The organism is Labrys okinawensis (genome assembly GCF_047345005.1).
Taxonomy (GTDB): domain Bacteria; phylum Pseudomonadota; class Alphaproteobacteria; order Rhizobiales; family Labraceae; genus Labrys; species Labrys okinawensis.
Window position 1 is genome coordinate 3,299,971 of record NZ_CP178864.1, and the last position, 19,107, is coordinate 3,319,077.

At 60.9% G+C, this 19,107-nt stretch carries 19 protein-coding genes; 5 read left to right on the forward strand and 14 right to left on the reverse strand.

The window, feature by feature from the left end; genetic code table 11:
• Positions 1–13: 13 nt before the first annotated feature.
• The 9 genes from ACMDCR_RS15480 to ACMDCR_RS15520 all read right to left on the reverse strand — a co-directional run bounded on the left by ACMDCR_RS15480 (position 14) and on the right by ACMDCR_RS15520 (position 8,459).
• On the reverse strand, positions 14–847 hold the full coding sequence (locus tag ACMDCR_RS15480; RefSeq protein ID WP_413993360.1) for a 3-methyl-2-oxobutanoate hydroxymethyltransferase: 834 nt from the start codon (positions 845–847) through the stop codon (positions 14–16).
• Between the two features lie 33 nt (positions 848–880).
• Complete coding sequence (locus tag ACMDCR_RS15485; protein WP_413993361.1) at positions 881–1,189, reverse strand: MocE family 2Fe-2S type ferredoxin; 309 nt, start codon at positions 1,187–1,189, stop codon at positions 881–883.
• A gap of 11 nt (positions 1,190–1,200) precedes the next feature.
• On the reverse strand, positions 1,201–2,160 hold the full coding sequence (locus ACMDCR_RS15490) for a sugar phosphate isomerase/epimerase family protein (protein ID WP_413993362.1): 960 nt from the start codon (positions 2,158–2,160) through the stop codon (positions 1,201–1,203).
• Positions 2,157–3,161 carry a Gfo/Idh/MocA family oxidoreductase gene (locus ACMDCR_RS15495; RefSeq protein WP_413993363.1) on the reverse strand — a complete coding sequence of 335 codons (1,005 nt, stop codon included), beginning with the start codon at positions 3,159–3,161 and terminating at the stop codon, positions 2,157–2,159. The genes ACMDCR_RS15490 and ACMDCR_RS15495 overlap by 4 nt, the downstream gene beginning before the upstream one ends.
• A gap of 198 nt (positions 3,162–3,359) precedes the next feature.
• Complete coding sequence (locus ACMDCR_RS15500; RefSeq protein WP_413993364.1) at positions 3,360–4,181, reverse strand: ATP-binding cassette domain-containing protein; 822 nt, start codon at positions 4,179–4,181, stop codon at positions 3,360–3,362.
• Between the two features lie 10 nt (positions 4,182–4,191).
• Positions 4,192–5,190 (reverse strand): ABC transporter permease, encoded by a 999-nt coding sequence (locus ACMDCR_RS15505; protein ID WP_413993365.1) that lies wholly within the window; start codon positions 5,188–5,190, stop codon positions 4,192–4,194.
• A 10-nt stretch (positions 5,191–5,200) separates the two neighbouring features.
• Positions 5,201–6,151 (reverse strand): ABC transporter permease, encoded by a 951-nt coding sequence (locus ACMDCR_RS15510; RefSeq protein ID WP_413993632.1) that lies wholly within the window; start codon positions 6,149–6,151, stop codon positions 5,201–5,203.
• A 222-nt stretch (positions 6,152–6,373) separates the two neighbouring features.
• Complete coding sequence (locus tag ACMDCR_RS15515) at positions 6,374–7,336, reverse strand: sugar ABC transporter substrate-binding protein (protein ID WP_413993366.1); 963 nt, start codon at positions 7,334–7,336, stop codon at positions 6,374–6,376.
• 100 nt (positions 7,337–7,436) lie between these two features.
• Entirely contained in the window at positions 7,437–8,459 is a 1,023-nt protein-coding gene (locus ACMDCR_RS15520) for a sterol desaturase family protein (protein ID WP_413993367.1), read from the reverse strand.
• Here ACMDCR_RS15520 and ACMDCR_RS15525 point away from each other — a divergent pair.
• Entirely contained in the window at positions 8,458–9,669 is a 1,212-nt protein-coding gene (locus tag ACMDCR_RS15525) for a LacI family DNA-binding transcriptional regulator (protein WP_413993368.1), read from the forward strand. The genes ACMDCR_RS15520 and ACMDCR_RS15525 overlap by 2 nt on opposite strands.
• Before the next feature lie 233 nt (positions 9,670–9,902).
• On the opposite strand, the gene ACMDCR_RS15530 is transcribed toward ACMDCR_RS15525, so the two are convergent.
• From ACMDCR_RS15530 to ACMDCR_RS15550, 5 genes are all read right to left on the reverse strand, one after another.
• The gene (locus tag ACMDCR_RS15530; RefSeq protein ID WP_413993369.1) at positions 9,903–10,193 is read right to left on the reverse strand and encodes a hypothetical protein; all 291 of its coding nucleotides are present in this window, start codon (positions 10,191–10,193) and stop codon (positions 9,903–9,905) included.
• A gap of 57 nt (positions 10,194–10,250) precedes the next feature.
• A complete protein-coding gene (locus ACMDCR_RS15535) occupies positions 10,251–10,766 on the reverse strand; it encodes a MarR family winged helix-turn-helix transcriptional regulator (protein ID WP_413993370.1) in 516 nt (171 codons plus the stop codon).
• Positions 10,763–10,984: a hypothetical protein gene (locus tag ACMDCR_RS15540; protein WP_413993371.1), complete on the reverse strand. Its 222-nt coding sequence runs from the start codon at positions 10,982–10,984 to the stop codon at positions 10,763–10,765. Before ACMDCR_RS15540 ends, ACMDCR_RS15535 begins: the two co-directional genes overlap by 4 nt.
• A gap of 25 nt (positions 10,985–11,009) precedes the next feature.
• Positions 11,010–11,891, reverse strand: coding sequence for an NmrA family NAD(P)-binding protein (locus ACMDCR_RS15545; protein ID WP_413993372.1), 882 nt, complete (start codon positions 11,889–11,891; stop codon positions 11,010–11,012).
• A gap of 382 nt (positions 11,892–12,273) precedes the next feature.
• A complete protein-coding gene (locus tag ACMDCR_RS15550; protein ID WP_413993373.1) occupies positions 12,274–13,707 on the reverse strand; it encodes an SPOR domain-containing protein in 1,434 nt (477 codons plus the stop codon).
• 706 nt (positions 13,708–14,413) lie between these two features.
• Between ACMDCR_RS15550 and clpS the strand changes: the two genes are divergently transcribed.
• The 4 genes from clpS to ACMDCR_RS15570 all read left to right on the forward strand — a co-directional run bounded on the left by clpS (position 14,414) and on the right by ACMDCR_RS15570 (position 19,106).
• On the forward strand, positions 14,414–14,746 hold the full coding sequence (gene clpS, locus ACMDCR_RS15555; RefSeq protein ID WP_413993633.1) for an ATP-dependent Clp protease adapter ClpS: 333 nt from the start codon (positions 14,414–14,416) through the stop codon (positions 14,744–14,746).
• Between the two features lie 10 nt (positions 14,747–14,756).
• Complete coding sequence (gene clpA, locus ACMDCR_RS15560) at positions 14,757–17,180, forward strand: ATP-dependent Clp protease ATP-binding subunit ClpA (RefSeq protein ID WP_413993374.1); 2,424 nt, start codon at positions 14,757–14,759, stop codon at positions 17,178–17,180.
• A gap of 145 nt (positions 17,181–17,325) precedes the next feature.
• Positions 17,326–17,805: a ferritin-like domain-containing protein gene (locus ACMDCR_RS15565; protein ID WP_413993375.1), complete on the forward strand. Its 480-nt coding sequence runs from the start codon at positions 17,326–17,328 to the stop codon at positions 17,803–17,805.
• Positions 17,806–17,921: 116 nt separating this feature from the next.
• The gene (locus ACMDCR_RS15570) at positions 17,922–19,106 is read left to right on the forward strand and encodes a mandelate racemase/muconate lactonizing enzyme family protein (RefSeq protein ID WP_413993376.1); all 1,185 of its coding nucleotides are present in this window, start codon (positions 17,922–17,924) and stop codon (positions 19,104–19,106) included.
• The last annotated feature ends 1 nt before the right edge of the window (position 19,107 follow it).

Sequence of the window (19,107 nt, forward strand, 5' to 3'; positions counted from 1 at the left end):
TTCTGCCCGACCCTCAACTATTTCCGAACCCAAGGTCGGCCCTGAAACTTTCGAATTCTTCGTCAACAATCGGCACGACATGCCCAGGTGCCGGATAGGCTCCGCTCTGCACGTCGGCGACAAACTCACCGAAGGCCGCTATGCGCTCCTGCTGCAGCCGTTCGAATTCGGCGGCGAAGTTGCGATAGGTCTTGGCGTGGCGCGGCTTGTGGCCGTCGGTATGGCCAAGCACATCCTCGGCGAACAGATATTGTGCGTCGGCGCCTGGACCCGCACCCATTCCGAGCATGATCAGGGAGGTATTCTTCGAGATCAGCTCGCCTACCCGGTCCGGCACCACTTCGAGTTCGGCTCCAAAACAACCGATGGCCTCGAGTCGCTTGACATCGTGCCAGACGCGGAGCGCCTCCTCCGCAGTCTTTCCAACCGCGCGAAAACCGGTCCAGGTGATGTAGGATGGGATCAGCCCGACGTGAGCAACAATGGGAATGTGGTTGTCGCAGAGCACCTTCTGAATGTCGTAGGAGGCGGCGCAGTAGAAGCAGTCACCCCCCAACTGACTGAAGTGAAAGGCGGCGCGAAGGTAGTCCTCGGCGGTCGCGAGTGGCCGACCCTGAAGGCTGCCCCAGGCGCCGAAAGGCAATCCGACCTGGACGAAGCATTTCCCGGCGGCTATGCGCATCTCCGAGGAGAAGAACCGGCCCTCGATCGACAGCATGTCGATGCCGGCGGCATTCGCCGCCGCGGCTTCCTCAGGCGTAGTGACGTAAAGCATGGAGATCTTCTGGCCGCGCGCTTTCATGGCGCGAATGTCGGCAACTGTCGGGCGGGTGTTCTTGGCGACCATGGCGAACGGACCTCGAAGGATGACGACCTGGATTTAGATCTCGATCAAGACACGACCATTTTCGATTTTGGTCGTGTATGTGCGAAGGTTTTCGCAGGCCGGTGGCGTGTCGACCTCACCGGTGGAGAAGTCGAAGATCGAAGAATGTTTGGGGCACGAGATGGTGTTTTCGACCACGAGTCCGTCGGCGAGGTGAATCGCCTCGTGGGTACAAAGCCCGTCAGTGCAGAAATATTCGTCCTGATGATTGCGATAGATCGCAAAGGTTCGGCCACCGTGATCGAAGCGGCGCGCTTCTTCGGCGTCGAGGTCGGTTGTGGAACAGGCGTCAATCCAGGGCATGGCAGGCTTCTTTAGATGGCTTGGGGTTTGTAATCGGCGGGTGCGGCCGGCATGACGGACTTGAGGAGGGCCACGGATTTCTCCAGCCCTTCGAGAGAATTCAGCACCACGTCTTCGTGCTCGATGCTGAGCCAGCCATCGTAGCCCGCCATCTTCAAGCGGTAGCAGAACTGCCGCCACCATTCCTCGCCATGACCGAAGCCAAGCGTTATGTACGACCAGCTGCGCGCCGGGATATTCATGAGCGAGCCGTTTTCGAGGAGGCTGGTCACGGCCTGCACGGGCGCGTTCAGCAAGGTATCCTTGGCATGCACGTGATAGATCGCGGGACCGAGCGCCTCGGCAGCGATCAGGGGATCGGCTCCCATCCAGAAAAGGTGCGAAGGATCGAGGTTTGCACCGATCACGGGCCCGATGGCATCGCGAAGTTTCAGAAGCGAGGGGACATTGTAGACACACTGATTGCCATGCAATTCGAGCGCGATCCGCTCGACACCGTTCTCCTGGGCCAGTGCCGCTATCTTCGACCAGAACGGCAGGAGCTTTTCCTCCCACTGGTAGCGCAGGATCGCCTGCGTCTCAGGCGGCCAGGAAGAGACGACCCAATTGGGCATCGTGTCAGCGGCACCGCCAGCGGGCAGGCCGGACATGGCGCAGACAGTTCGGATGCCCATCTCGCCCGCAACGCGAATAGTGTCCTTCAGACCTTCGCCCTGCGTCGGGTCGGTTGGATGAAGGGGGTTGCCGTTGGCGTTAAGGCTGATGACTTCCAGCCCGTGATCAGCAAAGGCCTTAAGGAACGCGTTCTGCTTGGCGCCATTGCCCAGCATCGCTTTCAGGTCGAAATGCGGCGCGGTGGACCAGCCGCAGGTATTGACCTCGACGCCGGACACGCCCAAGCGGGCCGCGTGGTCAAGCAGCTTTTCGAACGATATCCCACCCAGGCTGTCGGATACGAACCCTAGTTTCATGCGTAGAACTCCGGTCTGGCGATCATTTCGACGGGTATTTTGCGGCCCTCGCTCAATGCGCGGACCCCAGCCTCGGCCACCACTGCCGCGCAGTAGCCGTCCCAGCTGCTTGAAGCGACCTGTGGGAAGGTGCCGGTCTCGACAAAACGAAGGAAGGCCCGGTTCTGGCGGCGGTAGGCCTCCGCGTAGCGGCTGCGCCAGTCGACGTCATAGCCCGCGGCCTGGCTTCGGCTGTGGTCGAGACGCGTATAGGCCACATGATTTGTAGCGATGGCCGCGTTCTCGCCGACAAGCTCGGCGCGGACGTCGTAGCCATAGGCCGCATTGTTGTTGATCTCGATGTTCACGATCTGCCCGTCAACGGTCTCCAAAACCATGAAGACCGGGGCGACCAGCGCGTCTGAACGCTTCGGCTGCCAAGCAGTGATCGTGGCGTATTCGGTGCCGAGGACATGCCGCGCCACATCGAATTCGTGTGGCGCCGAATTGGTGATGGCCATGGCGCCCGTGAAATCGGCTGCGGGGGTCGCCACGTTGCGGTGAAAGTTGTGCATCATCAGTGCTCGACCGAGCTTGCCCTGCAGCAGCGCCCGCTTGATCTCGATGTAGGACTGGTCGTAGCGGCGCATGAAGCCCAACTGGATGAACTTCTTGCCGGCTGCCTGCTCGGCCTCCATCACCCGGAGGCAATCGGCCGAAGATTGCGACAGCGGCTTTTCGCACAGCATCTTCTTGCCAGTCTTGATGCAAACCATGGACAGGGGGGCATGTGTGAAGTCCGGGCTGGCCACGATCACTGCATCCACGTCAGTGCGGGCGATGGTTCCCTCGGGGTCGGTTCCCGTGTCAGCCGCGCCGTAGGCGTCGGCAACCGTGCGGGCCCGCGTGCCGTCCATGTCACATACGACCTGGAGGGCAGCCCCGGACAGATCCTCCGCCACGATTTTCGCGTGATCCGCTCCCATGAGCCCTGCGCCAATTACGGCGATACGAATTGTCATTTTCATCCTGTTTGATGCTTTTCCAGCAGGACGCCCCGACCCGGTCCAGCGTTCTGGGCACACCCTCTGCGGTGTTCTGAAGGCGGTCTGGGCCGGACGAAATTCCGGCCCAGACCGTCGGAGTGCCCGTCGCACGGGAGGATCGCGTGACGGGGCCGAATAAGGTGATCGAAAGGTCTCGCCCTTGAGAGATTCCCTTCATGAGACGGGTGGCGGATTGCCCGCGTGGCTTTCCATGTAACCTTCAATCGAGGCCTCGAGGTCGGCCATGGTTTCCCCACCCGCCATGAGGTCGGTGATTTCCTCGCGAGTTCTTTCACCCTTGCGAAAATCGGCCGCGATGGCGCCACGGATGAGCACTGCGAAGTGGTCCCCTACGGTCATGGCATGCATCACCTGGTGGGTAATGAAAATCACCGCCAGGCCTCTGCGTTTGGCTTCATTCACGATTCGGAGCACATGGGCCGCCTGCTTGACGCCGAGCGCGGCGGTCGGTTCGTCAAGGATCAGTACCCGGGCACCGAAGTAGACCGCACGCGCGATGGCCAGCGCCTGCCGCTCGCCGCCCGAGAGTCCTCCGACCAGCCGGTCACCGTCGTCGATCCGGGTGATTCCGAAGCCCTGCACGGCCTTGACGGCGATATCGTTGGCGCGCCTGCGGTCGAAGGCCTTGAACGGACCCCAGCCCTTCGTCGGCTCGACGCCGACAAAGAAGCTGCGCCCGATGCTCATCAGGGGAAAGGTGCCCCCGAACTGGTGCACGGTAGCAATGCCCCGCGCTGCGGCTTCCTTCGGACCCTTGAACTGGATCTCCTCGCCGTCCATCAGGATCTTGCCGCCTGTGGGCCGGTGCACGCCCGCCAGCGTCTTGATCAAGGTGGACTTGCCGGCGCCGTTGTCGCCCAGAAGGCAGAGTACTTCGCCCTCATGCACTCTCAGGGAGATCTTGTGTAGCACGTCGATGGGCCCGAAGGATTTATCGACGTCTTGGAGTTCCAGAATAGGTATCTTGCCAGTCATATTCGGACCCTCACTGTGTCTTCTTCGGACCGGAATAGCCGAGCGCCAGCCGTCGGAAAGACTCGTTCATGGCGACGGCGATCAGAAGCGTCGCGCCAATGATCAGGTTCGACCAATTCCGGTCGATGTGGGTGAAGTAGATGCCTTGGCTCACGACCGCGAACGTCAGCGTGCCGAAGAAGATGCCGAGGACGGATCCGAAACCACCGGTCAACAACACCCCTCCAACAACGACGCTGACAATGACGTTGAAGATAAAGCTCATGCCACCCGAGACCTGCGCCGAGTTGAACAGGATCGCCTGGCACATTCCGACGAAGGCGGCGCAAGTAGCCGAGAGTAGGAAGAGAGTAATCGTTAGCCTTGCTGTGGGAATCCCTGCGTTTCGGGCACTTTCCTTGTCGCCCCCCATGGCGAAGATCCAGTTTCCGTAGCGCGATTTGTGCACGACGAATGCAAAGACGATCGCCAGCCCGATCCACCAGAGAATAATGACCTGGTGGCTTTCACCCATCAGATGGCCGAACAGGAACTTCGCCCAGTCCGGTGCTGTCAACGCAACGCTGGCATTGCCGGTCAACAGCACCGACGCGCTCAGCACGATGCCCTGCATGGCGACGAGCGTGCCCAGCGTGATGATCAGGGACGGCACGCTGGTGCGCACGGTCAGAAGGCCATTCACAAGGCCCACCAGGATACCGACGGCGAGTGCGCCCAGCATTCCGACCGGGATGGGCAGCCCATAATAGCCGGAAAGAATTGCAGTCGTCATCGATCCAGCGGGGATCATGGCGCCGATGGAGATGTCGATTTCGCCAGCGATCATCAGGAGACCGACCGGGAGCGCCACGATACCCAGGTTTGCGGCGAAATTCACCCAGCTCGCCGCGCCCACAAGGGTACCGAAATTGACGCCGCCGATGAGCACGAAGAAGGCAACGACCCCGATCAGGCTGAGAATCGATCCGGCTTCGGGACGGCGCATGAAGGTTCCAAACAAACGGTTCATGGTGCCGCCCTCACTGCTTGCTCTTCCGGGACGCGCTCGACGAATAGCGGAGCGCCATCTGCCGGAAGGTATCGTTTGTCAGAACGGCGAGTAGCAGCAATGCGCCTATGATGATGCTTCCCGCATCGGGAGTAATGCTCGTGAAGTAGATGCCTTGGTTCACGACGGCGAAGGTTATCGTGCCAAAAACTATGCCGACGATGGACCCGAAACCGCCCGTCAGGAGCACGCCGCCGATCACCACGCACATGATCGAGTTGAAGATGAATGACTGGCCCGCGAGGACTTGCGCGCTTTGGTAGACCAGAACCTCGCTAACACCCACGAAGGCGGACGCGAATCCACTCAGCATATACAGGCCCATGGTCAGCCCGGAGGTCGGGATGCCGGCATTGCGTGCGCTGACACGATCGCCGCCGAGGGCGAAAATCCAGTTGCCGATCGGAGAGACGTGCAGCAGGTAGTAAAGGACGGCGCAGAACAGACCCCACCATAAGATGGTGACCTGGAACATGCCGCCGACATACTGGCCCAGGATCGCCTTCGCCACGGGGCCCGGCACAAGAGTTACGCCGGTGCTGCCGGCGATCATCACCGTAAGGCCCAGCGTCAGCCCCATGACCCCGAACATCGTGCCGATGGTGATGATAAGGGAGGGGATCGACGTTCGGGTGACGAGATAGCCGTTCACAAATCCGACCACGAGACCGACACCCAGCCCCGCCACGATCCCGACCAGATCCGGGTAGTGGTAATAACCGGAGACGATGGCAACCGCCAGTGACGAGGCCGGGATTACCGCACCCACCGAGATATCGAGTTCTCCCGCGATCATCAAAAGCCCGACGGGCAGTGCAATGATGCCGACTTCGGAGGCAATATTCAGCCAGCTCGAAAACCCCGCGGCGCTCACGAACTGCTGCCCCCCGGCCGCTGCGAAGAAGGCAAAAACCGCGACCATTCCAAGAAACGAGCCGGTCTCGGGGCGCCGGGCCAGCCGGCCGAACGCAGCACCGCGACTGCTCGAAGCGGTGCTGGCTGTGTCTGATGTCGCCGTGGAATGCGTGACCATGGATGTCCCCAGGGTTCGCAACGGCCGTGGGCCGTCGCCAGGAGCAGGTCTGCAGTGGTGGGAACGAAGCTGCCAGTTCCTGCTTGCGATTCAGGCAGCTTCTGGGCTGCCTCAGCGCGTACCCGCCTTCACACCGGCCAGCGTCGCCTCGACATTCGACTTGTCGACGACACCTGGGCCCGTCAGGATCTCGCGGGTCGGGACCGACATGCCGTAGTTTGCATGGGTGTTCAGGATCGAAACGGCCAGATAGCCCTGCAAGTAGCCCTGCTGGTCGATAGCGCAGTCCTGCTTGCCGTCCTTGATGTTGTTCAGGACCGTCTCGTCGAAGTTCATGCCGCAGAGGTGAACCTTGCCCGCCTTGCCCGACTGGGTGATGCCGTTCATCGCCGAGTTCGCGTCGACATTGCCGATGGTAAAGACGGCGTCGATATCAGGATGCTGCAGCAAATAAGCCTTGACGGCTTGCGCGACGGCCGTGGCTGAACCGAAGGAGGTCGCTGGCAGCGGCAGCGCGTCAGATTTACCGCCGCCCTTGGTTTCGCCGTCCGCGAAACCCTTGCAGAACGCCTCGATATTGGCGGCGCCGGGCAGCGTATTGATGCAGACGCCGTTCTTGTATCCGGCCTTGGCGAGGTATTCGCCGGCGGCGACGCCGCCCTTGTAGTCATCGGAGCCGACATAGTTCATCGCGCCCAGACGATCGGCTGCGCCAAGGCCACCTGCGTTATATACCACCAGAGGAATGTTGGCGGCGACAACGGCCTTGAACGCCGGGTCCATTGCTTCCGGCACCCAGTCCGGACCGACGATGGCATCGGCGTGCTGGTCGATTGCCTGGCGGATCAGTTCGGCAGCGTCGACACCGAGATTGTCGTAGTTCTGGGGTCCGAGCCAGGTAACCTTGCCCCCCTGGGCCTCGACAACCTTGCCGGCATCCTCGGCGCCGCGCTTCACGATCGACCAGAACGGATCGTCGGGCTTGCCGCCGATCACGAAAATATTGGCCGCCAAAGCCGCGTGCGACGTGAAGGCCAATGCGGCCGCGGTCGCAAGAATCTTGCTCAATTTCATGTCAGGTTTCCTCTCTGGTTGAGATGGCCGCTCTGCGGCGGGCATCGAAAGCCTGTTTTTTGATGCAGCGCGCCTGGCGATACGCACCTGCTTGTTTGGGTCATTCTGCTGGGGTTGAAGAAGCCTTCCGCCGGTTCAGCCGCTCTTTCTTCCTGCGGAACCGCTCCTTCATTCGCTCGTCGGCTTGCTTGGTGCCGTCGTGCCAGGTGCCGAACCACTTATCGAGCGGGACCACGCCATCGGCACCGTAGTTCACCTCGAAATACTTATGGTGCATGTAGTGGGTGTAGGCGTGGCTGTTCATGGCACGCTCATCGGTCAGTTCGAGCTTGTCGAAGCCGATGTGCCCGACGATCGCGCCGTAAGCGGTGCTGGTCAGTTGGAACATCGCGACGAAAGGGGCCGACGGAAGCAGGAGGTGCCACAACATCTCCGAGAAGAAGATGGCCGCCTCCACCGGGTGCATCGACATTGATGACCACGGGCTCGGGTTGATCGAGTTGTGATGGATGGAGTGGATCCATTTGTAGAGTGGGCCTTGATGAATCAGCCAGTGCCCGCAGTAGAAGTGGACCTCATGGATCGCCGGAACGAGGAAGATCAGAACGGCAAGCCACAGCCAGTGGTCTTTCGGGTCAACCCAATGCGCGTAGCCATTGGCGAAGCACCATAGCGTGAAGACTTCGATAAGCGTCCAGATCGGAATCGAAATCAGGAAGCTGCGCAGGAAATTGTCGATGTTCTGGCTCTTGAACCAGAACACGTCCGAGGGCTTATCGGAGGGGAAGTTGGGGTTATACTTGAACCGCGTGCCCTGGATGCGCTTGAAATAGTAGAAGAACTCGACGGAGCCATACATCACGAAGATGCCGGCCGCGTTCACCGCATAGAGCCACAGACTCCAGTCCCAGGTCAGTTCCTTCATTTTGGTCCAGTCCGGCAAAATGAAGTACCAGTAGGCCAGCGTGACGAGCATGAAGATCGTGTTGTGCGGCCACACATAGGCCACGAGCCATTGGCCGATCTGGTTGAATTTGCCGCTCCAGAAGGGAGCGACCTCCAGAGGCTCGCTGGGCGCCCAGTTGCCGCGCTTATCGCGAATCCCATACTTGAGATCGTCCATGGCGCTTCCCCCTGCCTCGGAGACTGGCTCCGCCTTCTGCACGAGATTTTTTCAACTTTCCGCGCAGAATTTTTATATCATTTATGAAGGAAAACAGAATATATGTTTCGGAGGAATGCTGCATTTCCCTTCTTTTCTATCATTTCGCTGCAGCGCAGAAATGAAAGAATCTTTCAGGGAGGTTTTGATGGTAGGCCGCGCCACAATTGCAGACCTCGCCGAGCAGGCAGGCGTCAGCGTCTCCACGATCGACCGCATCCTGAACGGTCGAGCGAATGTTCGGTCGGCCACGGCCTCGCGCGTGCTGGCTGCTGCCGAGGAGCTCCGGTTCTACGCTCTGCCAACACTGCGGGAACGGCTAAGGACTGACAAGCCAACGATCCGTCTGGGGTTCATACTTCAGCAATCGCATCGAACCTTCTACCAGATGATCGCGGAGGCGTTGCGCCTCGCCGGATCGGAAAACTCCGAGCCGGTCGAGGTTGTGGTCGAACATATGGACGATCTTTCGCCCGAGGCCGTTTCGAACCGGATGCTGCAGCTTGGTGGGCAGGTGCAGGCGCTTGCTGTCGTCTCGGCCGAGCATCCGCGCGTTACCCACGCCATCGAGACTCTTGCAGGCAGCGGCGTGCCCACTTACGGGCTGATTTCGGAGCTGACCGCACCTTGCGGGGTCGGGTATATTGGACTGGACAATTGGAGGGTAGGCCGCACAGCAGCCTGGGCAATGGCGGGATTGAGCAAGAAACCTGGGCGGGTCGGGATCCTGGTCGGGAATCATCGATATCGCTGTCAGGAACTGAACGAATCCGGCTTTCGGTCCTACTTTCGCGAATACGCGCCTCAGTTCACCCTGCTTGAGCCCGTTCAGACCTTCGAGGACAAATTGGTCGCCCGCGAAGTTACGGAACAGCTGCTTCAGCGCGAGCCCGACATGGTGGGTCTCTATATCTCCGGAGGGGGCATGGTCGGAGTACTTCAGGCGCTCAAGGCGTCCGGTCGAGGACCTTCGATCGTGGCAGTCGGCTATGAAATGACGATCCACACGAGGATGGGACTGATCGACCACGATCTTGCGCTGGTACTGGCGCACCCGATTGCCAGGATGGCGGCCGACGCCGTCGCCCAGATGCTCCACGATCTGCGTACCGAAGCGCCTCCAGGAAAGCGCGTCATTGGTTTTGATATCTACACACCCGAGAACATCTGAGGAAGCACCTCAAGCAGCCGGAGCTTCGACGTGTCCGCCTCGCCGGCTAACTGGGCTTTGATGCCTGACATTACCGGCCCGAGAACGAACGCTCCCACATTCCGCCATGGAGCAAATCCTAGCAACGCCTGCGACGAAGCAAAAGTCCGCCAAGGCAATTCAGACGACACGAACCTGGCAATCGGCATTTCGCCTCTGACCGGACCTTTGGCGACACCATTGTCGCCAGGCGCTCACTTGTCCTGAATGAGCAAGCCCAGCGGGCTGAGCGGCGTGACGGGGAGATACTCGTAGGACATGAGCTTTTCTTCAACCAGAGGCAGCGTGTTCAAGATGCTTTTGGCTTCGTCGACAGATGAAACGTTCAGAAGGAAGATTGGGCCGGCGTTTTCGCGAAACCAGAACTGCTCGATCTTGCCATCGAGGTAAAGCTTGAGCGTAGCCGGCACTTCGCTCGGCAAATGCTTCCGTACGTCCGGAGTGGTGACGCCGGCGGGGATCGAGGCGATTGCGAATACTTTCATATTGGGTCTCCCATACAAAGATGGCGGATTGGTTCGATGACAAAAGAGGTTGGCAGATCACTCGTCGGACGTCGCCGTGCCGGCCTCGCCAACTTTTATTTCGGCAAGTTCATGCCGAAGTGAAGCGACGCGCGCTGCACCATTCAACTGCTCGAAGTCCCGCTGCGCTCCCAACCATAGCGGCAAGGCTTCGTCGAAGAGGCCTTGCCCCTGAGGGGTCAGTTCGACAACGCGGCTTCGAGCATCGACCGGGGAGGGCTTGATGGTGACGACGCCATCGCGCTCGAGAAAGCCGACCATCTTGCCCATGGCCGTTCGTTCGACATCGAGACGTTCGGCGAGAAGGTTGATCGTGGTGCTACCCAACTCGTTCAGGGCCGCGATCGTCAGAAATTGCGTGATCTTCAGGCCCGCCGACTGAAGATGATCATCATAGAAGCGGGTGATCCGTCGGCTGGCCTTGCGGAGGGTGAAGCAGTTGCATTGATCGATTCCAACAGGCTTTTTGACCGTCAACATTTCCTTGCCCTCTTCATTCGAGTCGTCCGCCGGAGCCTCGAGAACATGAGTCATATGAAGGGCTCAAGGTACTCTGCGACGAAAGCCACGCGAAGGTGCCACCCGCCATCCGCCACGCTCAAGGACCTGGCGGCGGCGCGATATGTATTGACGACCAGCCCGATCGCATTGCGCCCGACGGCAGGTTCACGCAGCACCGAACTGGTCAGTTCGGCGTCAACAGCCAGGTCATTCAGGAACGAATGACGATCCTCGATGTGCGAAATCTTCAATTCTCCCCATGGTCAGGGACGGCGCTCAGGCAAATACGGCTCGATTGAGAGCAATGAACTGTTCGACGGAGAGTGCAGGCTTCCCGGTGACCTTTTCGACGACGTCGTTCGTGCCCGAGAAGATGCCGTTGCGGTAGTTCTGGGCAACCTCGACCAAATGCTGCGTGAGGAAGGGCGGGAATTTGTAGAGAGTCTCCATCTTGCTTTGGAATGCCTCAATTGAGATCGGCGCATACTCGATCTTCGTATTCAGGACATCGCTCATCACTGCAGCGATCTGCGTATGATTCATTTCGACCGGCCCGTGGAGCGTGTAAGTCTTGCCTGCATGAGCTTGCGGATTGGCGAGGATATGAGCGATGACTCGCCCCTGGTCGCCGCTCGCGATGGGCGCGTGGCGGCCATTCTCGAAAGGAAATTCGATCTTCTTCTTGGCCCAGATCTCTCTCGCGAAATGCGGATAGACGAGCCAGTCTGCAAAAAAAGTCGGGCGGAGATGCGTGGTAGCGACGCCTGACCAGTCAAAAACTCGCTCGGAGATCCAGTGATCCTGTGCGGCATGGCTCGCCGACTCCCGGCGTGCCGAAATCTGCGACATGTTAACGATCGCCGAAACGCCAGCCTCCTTCGCGGCCTGTGCGAAATAGGCGGCGGCGCCGATAATCCCCGGTGCGATCGGATGAAGAAAATAGGCCGAGCGAACACCCTCCATGGCCGCACGAATGGCATCGATGTTGGTGAAATCGCCGATGGCGATCTCGACGCCGCGCTGCCTCAATGCGGCAGCCCTCTCATCCTCCGAACGCACATAGGCCCGTACGCGCCTGCCCATCTTGAGCAGTTCGTCGATTGCAGCCCCTCCGGTACGACCGGTCCCACCGCTGACCAGGATGCTCGCCTCGTTCATGGTTTGGCTCCTTCGATCAAATGAAAGCATATGCTCTTATCAATTGATATGGAAGCATATGCTCTTATATTCAAGTGCCTTCAGCGGCGGGATTGGATGCTTCTCGAAATCATTGTGCGGCTGAGGGCGTAATAGCTCGCTGGCAGGACGAACGTTCAGTGTCTGGCCAGCGTGCCCAGCTTGTGCCAACAGGCGGAAACCTCCGGTCGGACGCCGGTTCTGCCTTCCAGCTCAGACACTCGTTGGCAAACTGATTGCTTAGGCCCGCAATGGGCTCCCATGGTCTCGTTGCGGTTGGCGGAAAACAGACGCCTCACCCAATGAAAAAAAAACGCGGCCGCCGAGGCAACCGCGTCAAATTCCATACGATCCGTTCGAAGGATCAGAGTTTCACAGCCACGCAGCTGAAGGATGCAGCCTTGAGGGTCGAGCAGGCGGTCTGGGCCTGGCGCTGGTCGGCGAAGCCTCCGAAGCGGGCGCGATAGAGCGTGGCGCCATTGCGGTTCACAGTCTCGGTGAAGGGGCGGGCGGAGGCGAGGGCCTGGCTGCCTGCTGCCCTGGCGCTGGAGAGGAGCTGGCGGGCGGCGCCCTCGTTGTCGGTGGCGCCGATCTGGATGATCCAGCCGCTGCGCTGCGGGGAGGCGAGGTCATCGGGCTTGTAGGCGACGGTGCGGACCGTCTGCACGGTGGCGGTGGTGTCGGGGCTGACCTCATCGGCGCGGCCGGCGCGCACCGGCGGGGTAGCCGGAGCGGTGGTGACGGGCTGCGGGCCCTGCACCCAGCGCATCGTCGGGCCGCTCGGTGCGGTAGCGGCAATCGCAGGCCTGGCCGGCACGACTTGCGGGCGGGACTGTTGCGCGGGAGCCGCCTCGGCGTCGGCCTGATCGTCATCAACCGGCTGCGGCGGCAGGGGAGCGGCGACGGGAGCGGCGAGGCGTGATTTCGGCGCTTCGGCTACGACGGCCGGACGCACAGTCGGCAGGCGCTGCGGCGCCATCGCAACGGAAGAGGCGCCGGCATCCTCGTCATCGGTCTGGGCGACCTCAGCCTGGGGCACCGAACGGTCGGCTGCGCCGGCATAGGCGGAAGGCATGTAGGTGTCGATGAGGCGGCGGACCACGACGTCACGCGAGGCGGCGCTGCGCCCCCCCATCACCACGGCAATGAGCTGGCGGTTGTCGCGGCGGACATTGGTCAGGATGTTGAAGCCGCTGGCGGTGGTGTAGCCGGTCTTGATGCCGTCGACACCATCCACCGAGCCCAGGAGATGGTTGTGGCTGCCGATCTCGCGGCCACGGAAGACGAAGCTCTTGGTGGCGAAGAAGCGATAATAGGCCGGAAACCGCTTCTGGATCGCCATGCCGAGGATGGCGATGTCGTGGGCGGTGGTGATCTGCCGGTCATCGGGCAGGCCCGAAGCGTTGACATACTGCGTCCGGACCATGCCAAGCGCCCGGGCCTTGCGAGTCATGATCTGCGCAAAATTGGCCTCGCTGCCACCCAGCGCTTCGGCGACGACCACAGCCGCGTCATTGGCCGATCGGGTGACGATACCCTTGATGGCGTCGTCGACGCGGATGGTTTGCCCCGCGCGCAGGCCGAGCTTGGTGGGCGACTGGGACGCGGCATGGGCCGAAACGGGCAGGGGGGTCGCCATGGTGATGCGGCCGGCCTGGAGCTGTTCGAACAACAGATAGAGCGTCATCACCTTGGTGATGGAGGCGGGATGGCGCAGAGCTTCAGGCGCCGCCTCATAGAGAGTGCGCCCCGTCTTGACATCGACCACGATCGCCGCGTAGCGCGGATTGCTCATCATGTCCGCCGGCAGTCCGCCCGTTGACTGTGCCGCTGCGCGCACCCGCTTGCCGCGCAGGTGCTTTACAGACTTGCTCTGGGTCGTTGCATGATGAACGCGGCGCCTGGCGTCCGCATCTCCAGGATGAAAGGTCATTGTGGCCGTGAATGCTACAATGCCGGCTGCAACCATTGTGGTGGTCCGGGCAAATCCGCCCCCGATCCATCGCGATAGCATGCAAAGTCCCCAATACTCACCGGCGCGAAAGACGCCGTCCACTTACCTGTACCCGCTTGGCCGGCGGCCATGCTCGCCCTTCGTCTCGGGGCTTATCCCTTTGTCGCAGGACACCGGGCTGATCACGCCGTGCCGTGCAGGAACGACACAGTCAACAAACCTAGAAGGACGCGGTTACGGATCGGTTAAGTGCCGGATGCGATCATGCTCGAAGATTGTCCTTCCTGCGGCATTTTAGCCGCACTATGGCCTGAAAGCCTAGGGGCCCTCGAACCAATGGGTTTCACGACGTGTTCAGATCTGGGAGCCTATAATTGCGGCTTGTTGCACTAGCGAAATACAGGGGGTGATCCTAAATTGAGGCAATGGAAGCTCTTTTCCCCCGCGCATATCGTGTTAGGCTGCAGAGACTGCGGTTGTCGAAATGGAAGATTCACCAATTTCTAATTCTGAGAAAATGGCCGCGCGGGACGAGGGCGTCCTGATCGGCATGGCGCGCGAGCCGCGGGCCCCAGGGGGCGGCGACGGAACAGGCGCTGCCGTCATTACCAAAACCAAGCCCGTTACCAAACGCCCCAAACTCTACCGCGTTCTGCTCCTGAACGACGACTACACGCCGATGGAATTCGTCATCGAGGTGCTGGAGCGTTTCTTCAACAAGGACAGGGACGGCGCCACGCACATCATGCTGCATGTTCACCACAATGGTGTGGGAGAGTGCGGCGTCTACACCTATGAGGTCGCTGAGACCAAAGTGACACAAGTTATGGATTTTGCACGTAAGCACCAGCATCCGCTGCAATGCGTTATGGAAGAAAAGTGAGGAACTGATCGTGCCATCCTTTTCAAGACACCTCGAACAGTCCCTCCATCGCGCCCTGGCGGCTGCCAATCAACGCCACCACGAGTACGCGACCCTGGAACATCTGCTGCTTTCCCTGATCGAGGATCAGGACGCGGCCGCGGTGATGCGCGCCTGCAATGTCGATCTCGACATTCTCCGGCGCAACCTCGTCGAATATATAGACACCGAACTCGAGAACCTGGTTTCGGATGGGCGTGACGACGCCAAGCCGACGGCCGGATTCCAGCGCGTGATCCAGCGCGCCGTCATTCACGTTCAATCCTCCGGCCGTGAGGAAGTCACCGGTGCGAATGTGCTGGTGGCCATCTTCGCCGAGCGCGAGAGCCATGCCGCCTATTTCCTGCAGGAACAGGACATGACGCGCTATGACGCCGTGAACTACATCTCGCACGGCATCGCCAAGCGCCCGGGCCTCTCGGAAGCCAAGCCCCCGCGCGGCGCGGACGAGAGCGAGAGCGAAAGCGCCAAGTCGTCCAGCAACAATGGCGAGGATCCGTCCAAGAAGAAACAGGACGCGATCGATGCCTATTGCGTCAATCTCAACAAGAAAGCCCGCGACGGCAAGATCGATCCCTTGATCGGGCGCGACATGGAGATCACGCGCACCATCCAGGTGCTGTGCCGCCGCCAGAAGAACAACCCGCTCTTCGTCGGCGATCCCGGCGTTGGCAAGACGGCGATCGCCGAAGGCCTTGCCCGTCGCATCATCGAGGGTGATGTGCCGGAAGTGCTGCGCGGCGCCACGGTGTTCGCGCTCGACATGGGCACGCTGCTCGCCGGCACGCGATATCGCGGCGATTTCGAGGAGCGGCTGAAGCAGGTGGTGAAGGAGATCGAGGCCTATCCGGGTGCGATCCTGTTCATCGACGAGATCCATACGGTGATCGGAGCGGGGGCGACCTCGGGCGGGGCAATGGATGCGTCCAACCTCCTGAAGCCGGCTCTTGCCGCCGGCGCCCTGCGGTGCATCGGCTCGACCACCTACAAGGAATACCGCCAGTATTTCGAGAAGGACCGTGCGCTGGTGCGTCGCTTCCAGAAGATCGACGTCGCCGAGCCTTCCATTCCGGACACGATCGAGATCCTCAAGGGCCTCAAGCCCTATTACGAGGATTATCACAAGCTGCGCTATACCAACGAAGCCATCAAGGCAGCGGTGGAACTGTCGGCCAAATACATCAACGACCGCAAATTGCCCGACAAGGCGATCGACGTCATCGACGAGACTGGTGCCTCGCAGATGCTGGTGGCCGAAAGCCGCCGCAAGAAGACAATCGGCGTGAAGGAGATCGAGGCGACCATCGCGACGATGGCCCGCATCCCTCCCAAGTCGGTGTCGAAGGACGATACGGAGACGCTTCGGAACCTCGAGACCAATCTCAAGCGTGTCGTCTACGGCCAGGACAAGGCGATCAAGCAGCTTTCGGCGGCGATCAAGCTCGCGCGTGCCGGCCTGCGTGATCCCGAGAAGCCGATCGGCAACTATCTGTTCTCAGGCCCCACGGGCGTCGGCAAGACGGAGGTTGCCCGCCAGCTGTCCGAGGTGCTCGGCATCAAGCTGCTGCGCTTCGACATGTCTGAATATATGGAACGCCATACGGTCTCCCGCCTGATCGGCGCGCCTCCCGGCTATGTCGGCTTCGACCAGGGTGGCCTGCTGACCGACGGAATCGACCAGAACCCGCATTGCGTGCTGCTGCTGGACGAGATCGAGAAGGCCCATTCGGACCTCTTCAACATCCTGCTGCAGGTGATGGATCACGGCAAGCTGACCGATCACAACGGCAAGGCCGTCGATTTCCGCAATGTGATCCTGATCATGACCACCAATGCGGGCGCGGCGGATCTCGCCAAGTCGGCCTTCGGCTTCACGCAGTCCAAGCGTGAGGGCGACGACCTGGAAGCGATCAACCGCCTGTTCACGCCGGAATTCCGCAACCGTCTCGACGCCACCATCCCCTTCGACCATCTGTCGCAGGAGATCGTCACCCAGGTCGTCGACAAGTTCATCGCCCAGCTCGAGGTGCAGCTTGCCGACCGCCACGTCACGGTGGAACTCGCGGACGACGCCCGCACCTGGCTGGTGGCCAATGGCTATGACGAGTTCATGGGCGCCCGCCCGATGGCCCGTCTGATCCAGCAGGCCATCAAGACGCCGCTGGCGGACGAGGTGCTGTTCGGTCGCCTGAAGTCGGGTGGCCTGGTGCGCGTCACCGTGGTCAAGAAGGAAGACGGCAAGCAGGAACTCGGCTTCGAGTATCCCGCGGGTCCGGCTGAGCCCAAGCCCGAGCCCGTGGTGGCCGAGGGCGGCAAGGCGCCGGCGAAGAAAGCAAGGGTCGCGAAGCCCAAGCCGCCGGAGCGCGAACCTGATACGCCGCTGGGAGCGGATTGAAACAAGCGGAGGCCGGTCGTGAGACCGGCCTTTCCTTTGTGATTGTGCTTCATTTCTCTGATGCGAGAGGTTCCCGCGCTGACTGGAACGATAACAATCAGGCTGCGTTGATCCTGCCTAAGCAAGCCTTGCAAGGAGGAAGCGCATGCCTGACTCGAAAATGGACAAGTCCGAGAAGACGATCACCCGCGATCGCCTGGCCGAACTCTTGAATGAAGACCTGTCGCGCGAATACCAGGCGATCATCGCCTATACCGTCTATTCACAGGTGCTGAAAGGCGCTGAATACATGAACATCGCCGACCAGCTCCAGGTTCATGCCGGCGAGGAACTCAAGCACGCACTCATCCTCTCTCGTCAGATCGATTATCTCGGCAAGATGCCGACCGTGACGCCGAAGCCCGTGAAGACGTCCGAGGACGCCCGCCAGATGTTGCGGTTCGATCTCGACAACGAGAACGACACCATCCGCAATTATCGCGAGCGGGTCCGCCAATGCGAAGCGCTGGGCGAGTTCGCCATGGCCGAGCAGATCCGGCAGATCCTTGTCGACGAGCAGGATCATCAGATCGACCTTGCCACCGCTCTCGGCGAGGACGTGCCGGACCTCAGCAGCAAGCGCTGAGATCCCTGCTATCCAGCCGCGAATACGGGAATGAGCAAAACGAAGGTCGCGTCTGCGCGACCTTTCCTGTGTGTTATGCCTGACCTTCTCCTTTTTCCGACTCAGGCAGCCCCATCATGAAGATCACCGCCATACGCGCCACGCCGATCAATTTGCCGATCGAGGCGCCATACTGGTGGTCTTTCGGCTGGCTTCCCGGTTCCTCACGCTGCGTGGTCGAGGTGGAGACCGACGAGGGCATCACCGGCCTTGGGGAGGCGGCGTCCTGGCATGCCTGCGGCATCATCGAGCAGCGCCTTGCGCCATTGCTCATCGGGCGCAACGCCCACGATATAGCCGGCGCCGAACTCGTCTGCCTGCCGAGCTGGCGCGGTGTTTCCTCCAACACCGATTTTGCCGCCATCCGGGCCTTTGCCGCCATCGAGACGGCGCTGTGGGACATCAAGGGCAAGGTGACCGGTCTACCGCTCTACGATCTCCTCGGCGGCGCCGTGCGCAAGGAGATCGCCTTCGCCGACTATTTCGGCTTCCGCCAAAAGAAGAACGGCAAGGGCGGTGAACTCACGCCGGGGGCCGTGGCGGATTACTGCGTGAGCCTCAAGGAGCGTTTCGGCACCACCATCTTCGAGGGCAAGCTTTGCACCAGGGATCCCGAGCCGAGCATCGAAGCACTGCGCCTGATGCGCAGGAAGCTGGGGCCGGAGGCGATCATCCGCATCGATTCAAACATGGCCTATTCGCTCACAGAAGCGCGCCGCATCGCCGCCCGCATCGAGGAACTCGACATCCGCAACTGGGAGGAGCCCTGCGTCACCTTCGAGGAGATGGCGGCGCTACGCCGGCACACGGCGATCCCGTTCTCCGGCCACAACGTCGATATCCAGAAGGCCGTGGCGCTCGGCGTGCCTGACGCCTTCGTCACCGACGTCAATGTGCACGGCGGTATCGGCCGCACGGTCCGCTTCATTGGCGCCTGCGAAGCGATGGGCATCGACTTCTGGTGCTACAGCGCCAATACCGGCATCGGCAGTGCCGCCTACCTGCATCTGTGCGCCGCTTTCCCGCATATCCGCGAGCCCAACCAGTCGCTCTTCCGCATGCAACCCTATGATGTGGTGGAAGAGGGCGTGTTCGCGCCCGTGAACAACATGGTGGCCGTGCCCGAAGGGCCGGGACTGGGCGTGACACTTTCGAAGGATAAGCTGGCGTTCTGCCACAAGCTGTTCGTGGAGGAGGGGCCTTACACGCAGCACCATGATCCGGAGGAACCAGGGCGGTATAAGAGGCTGCCGCTGCGGTGAA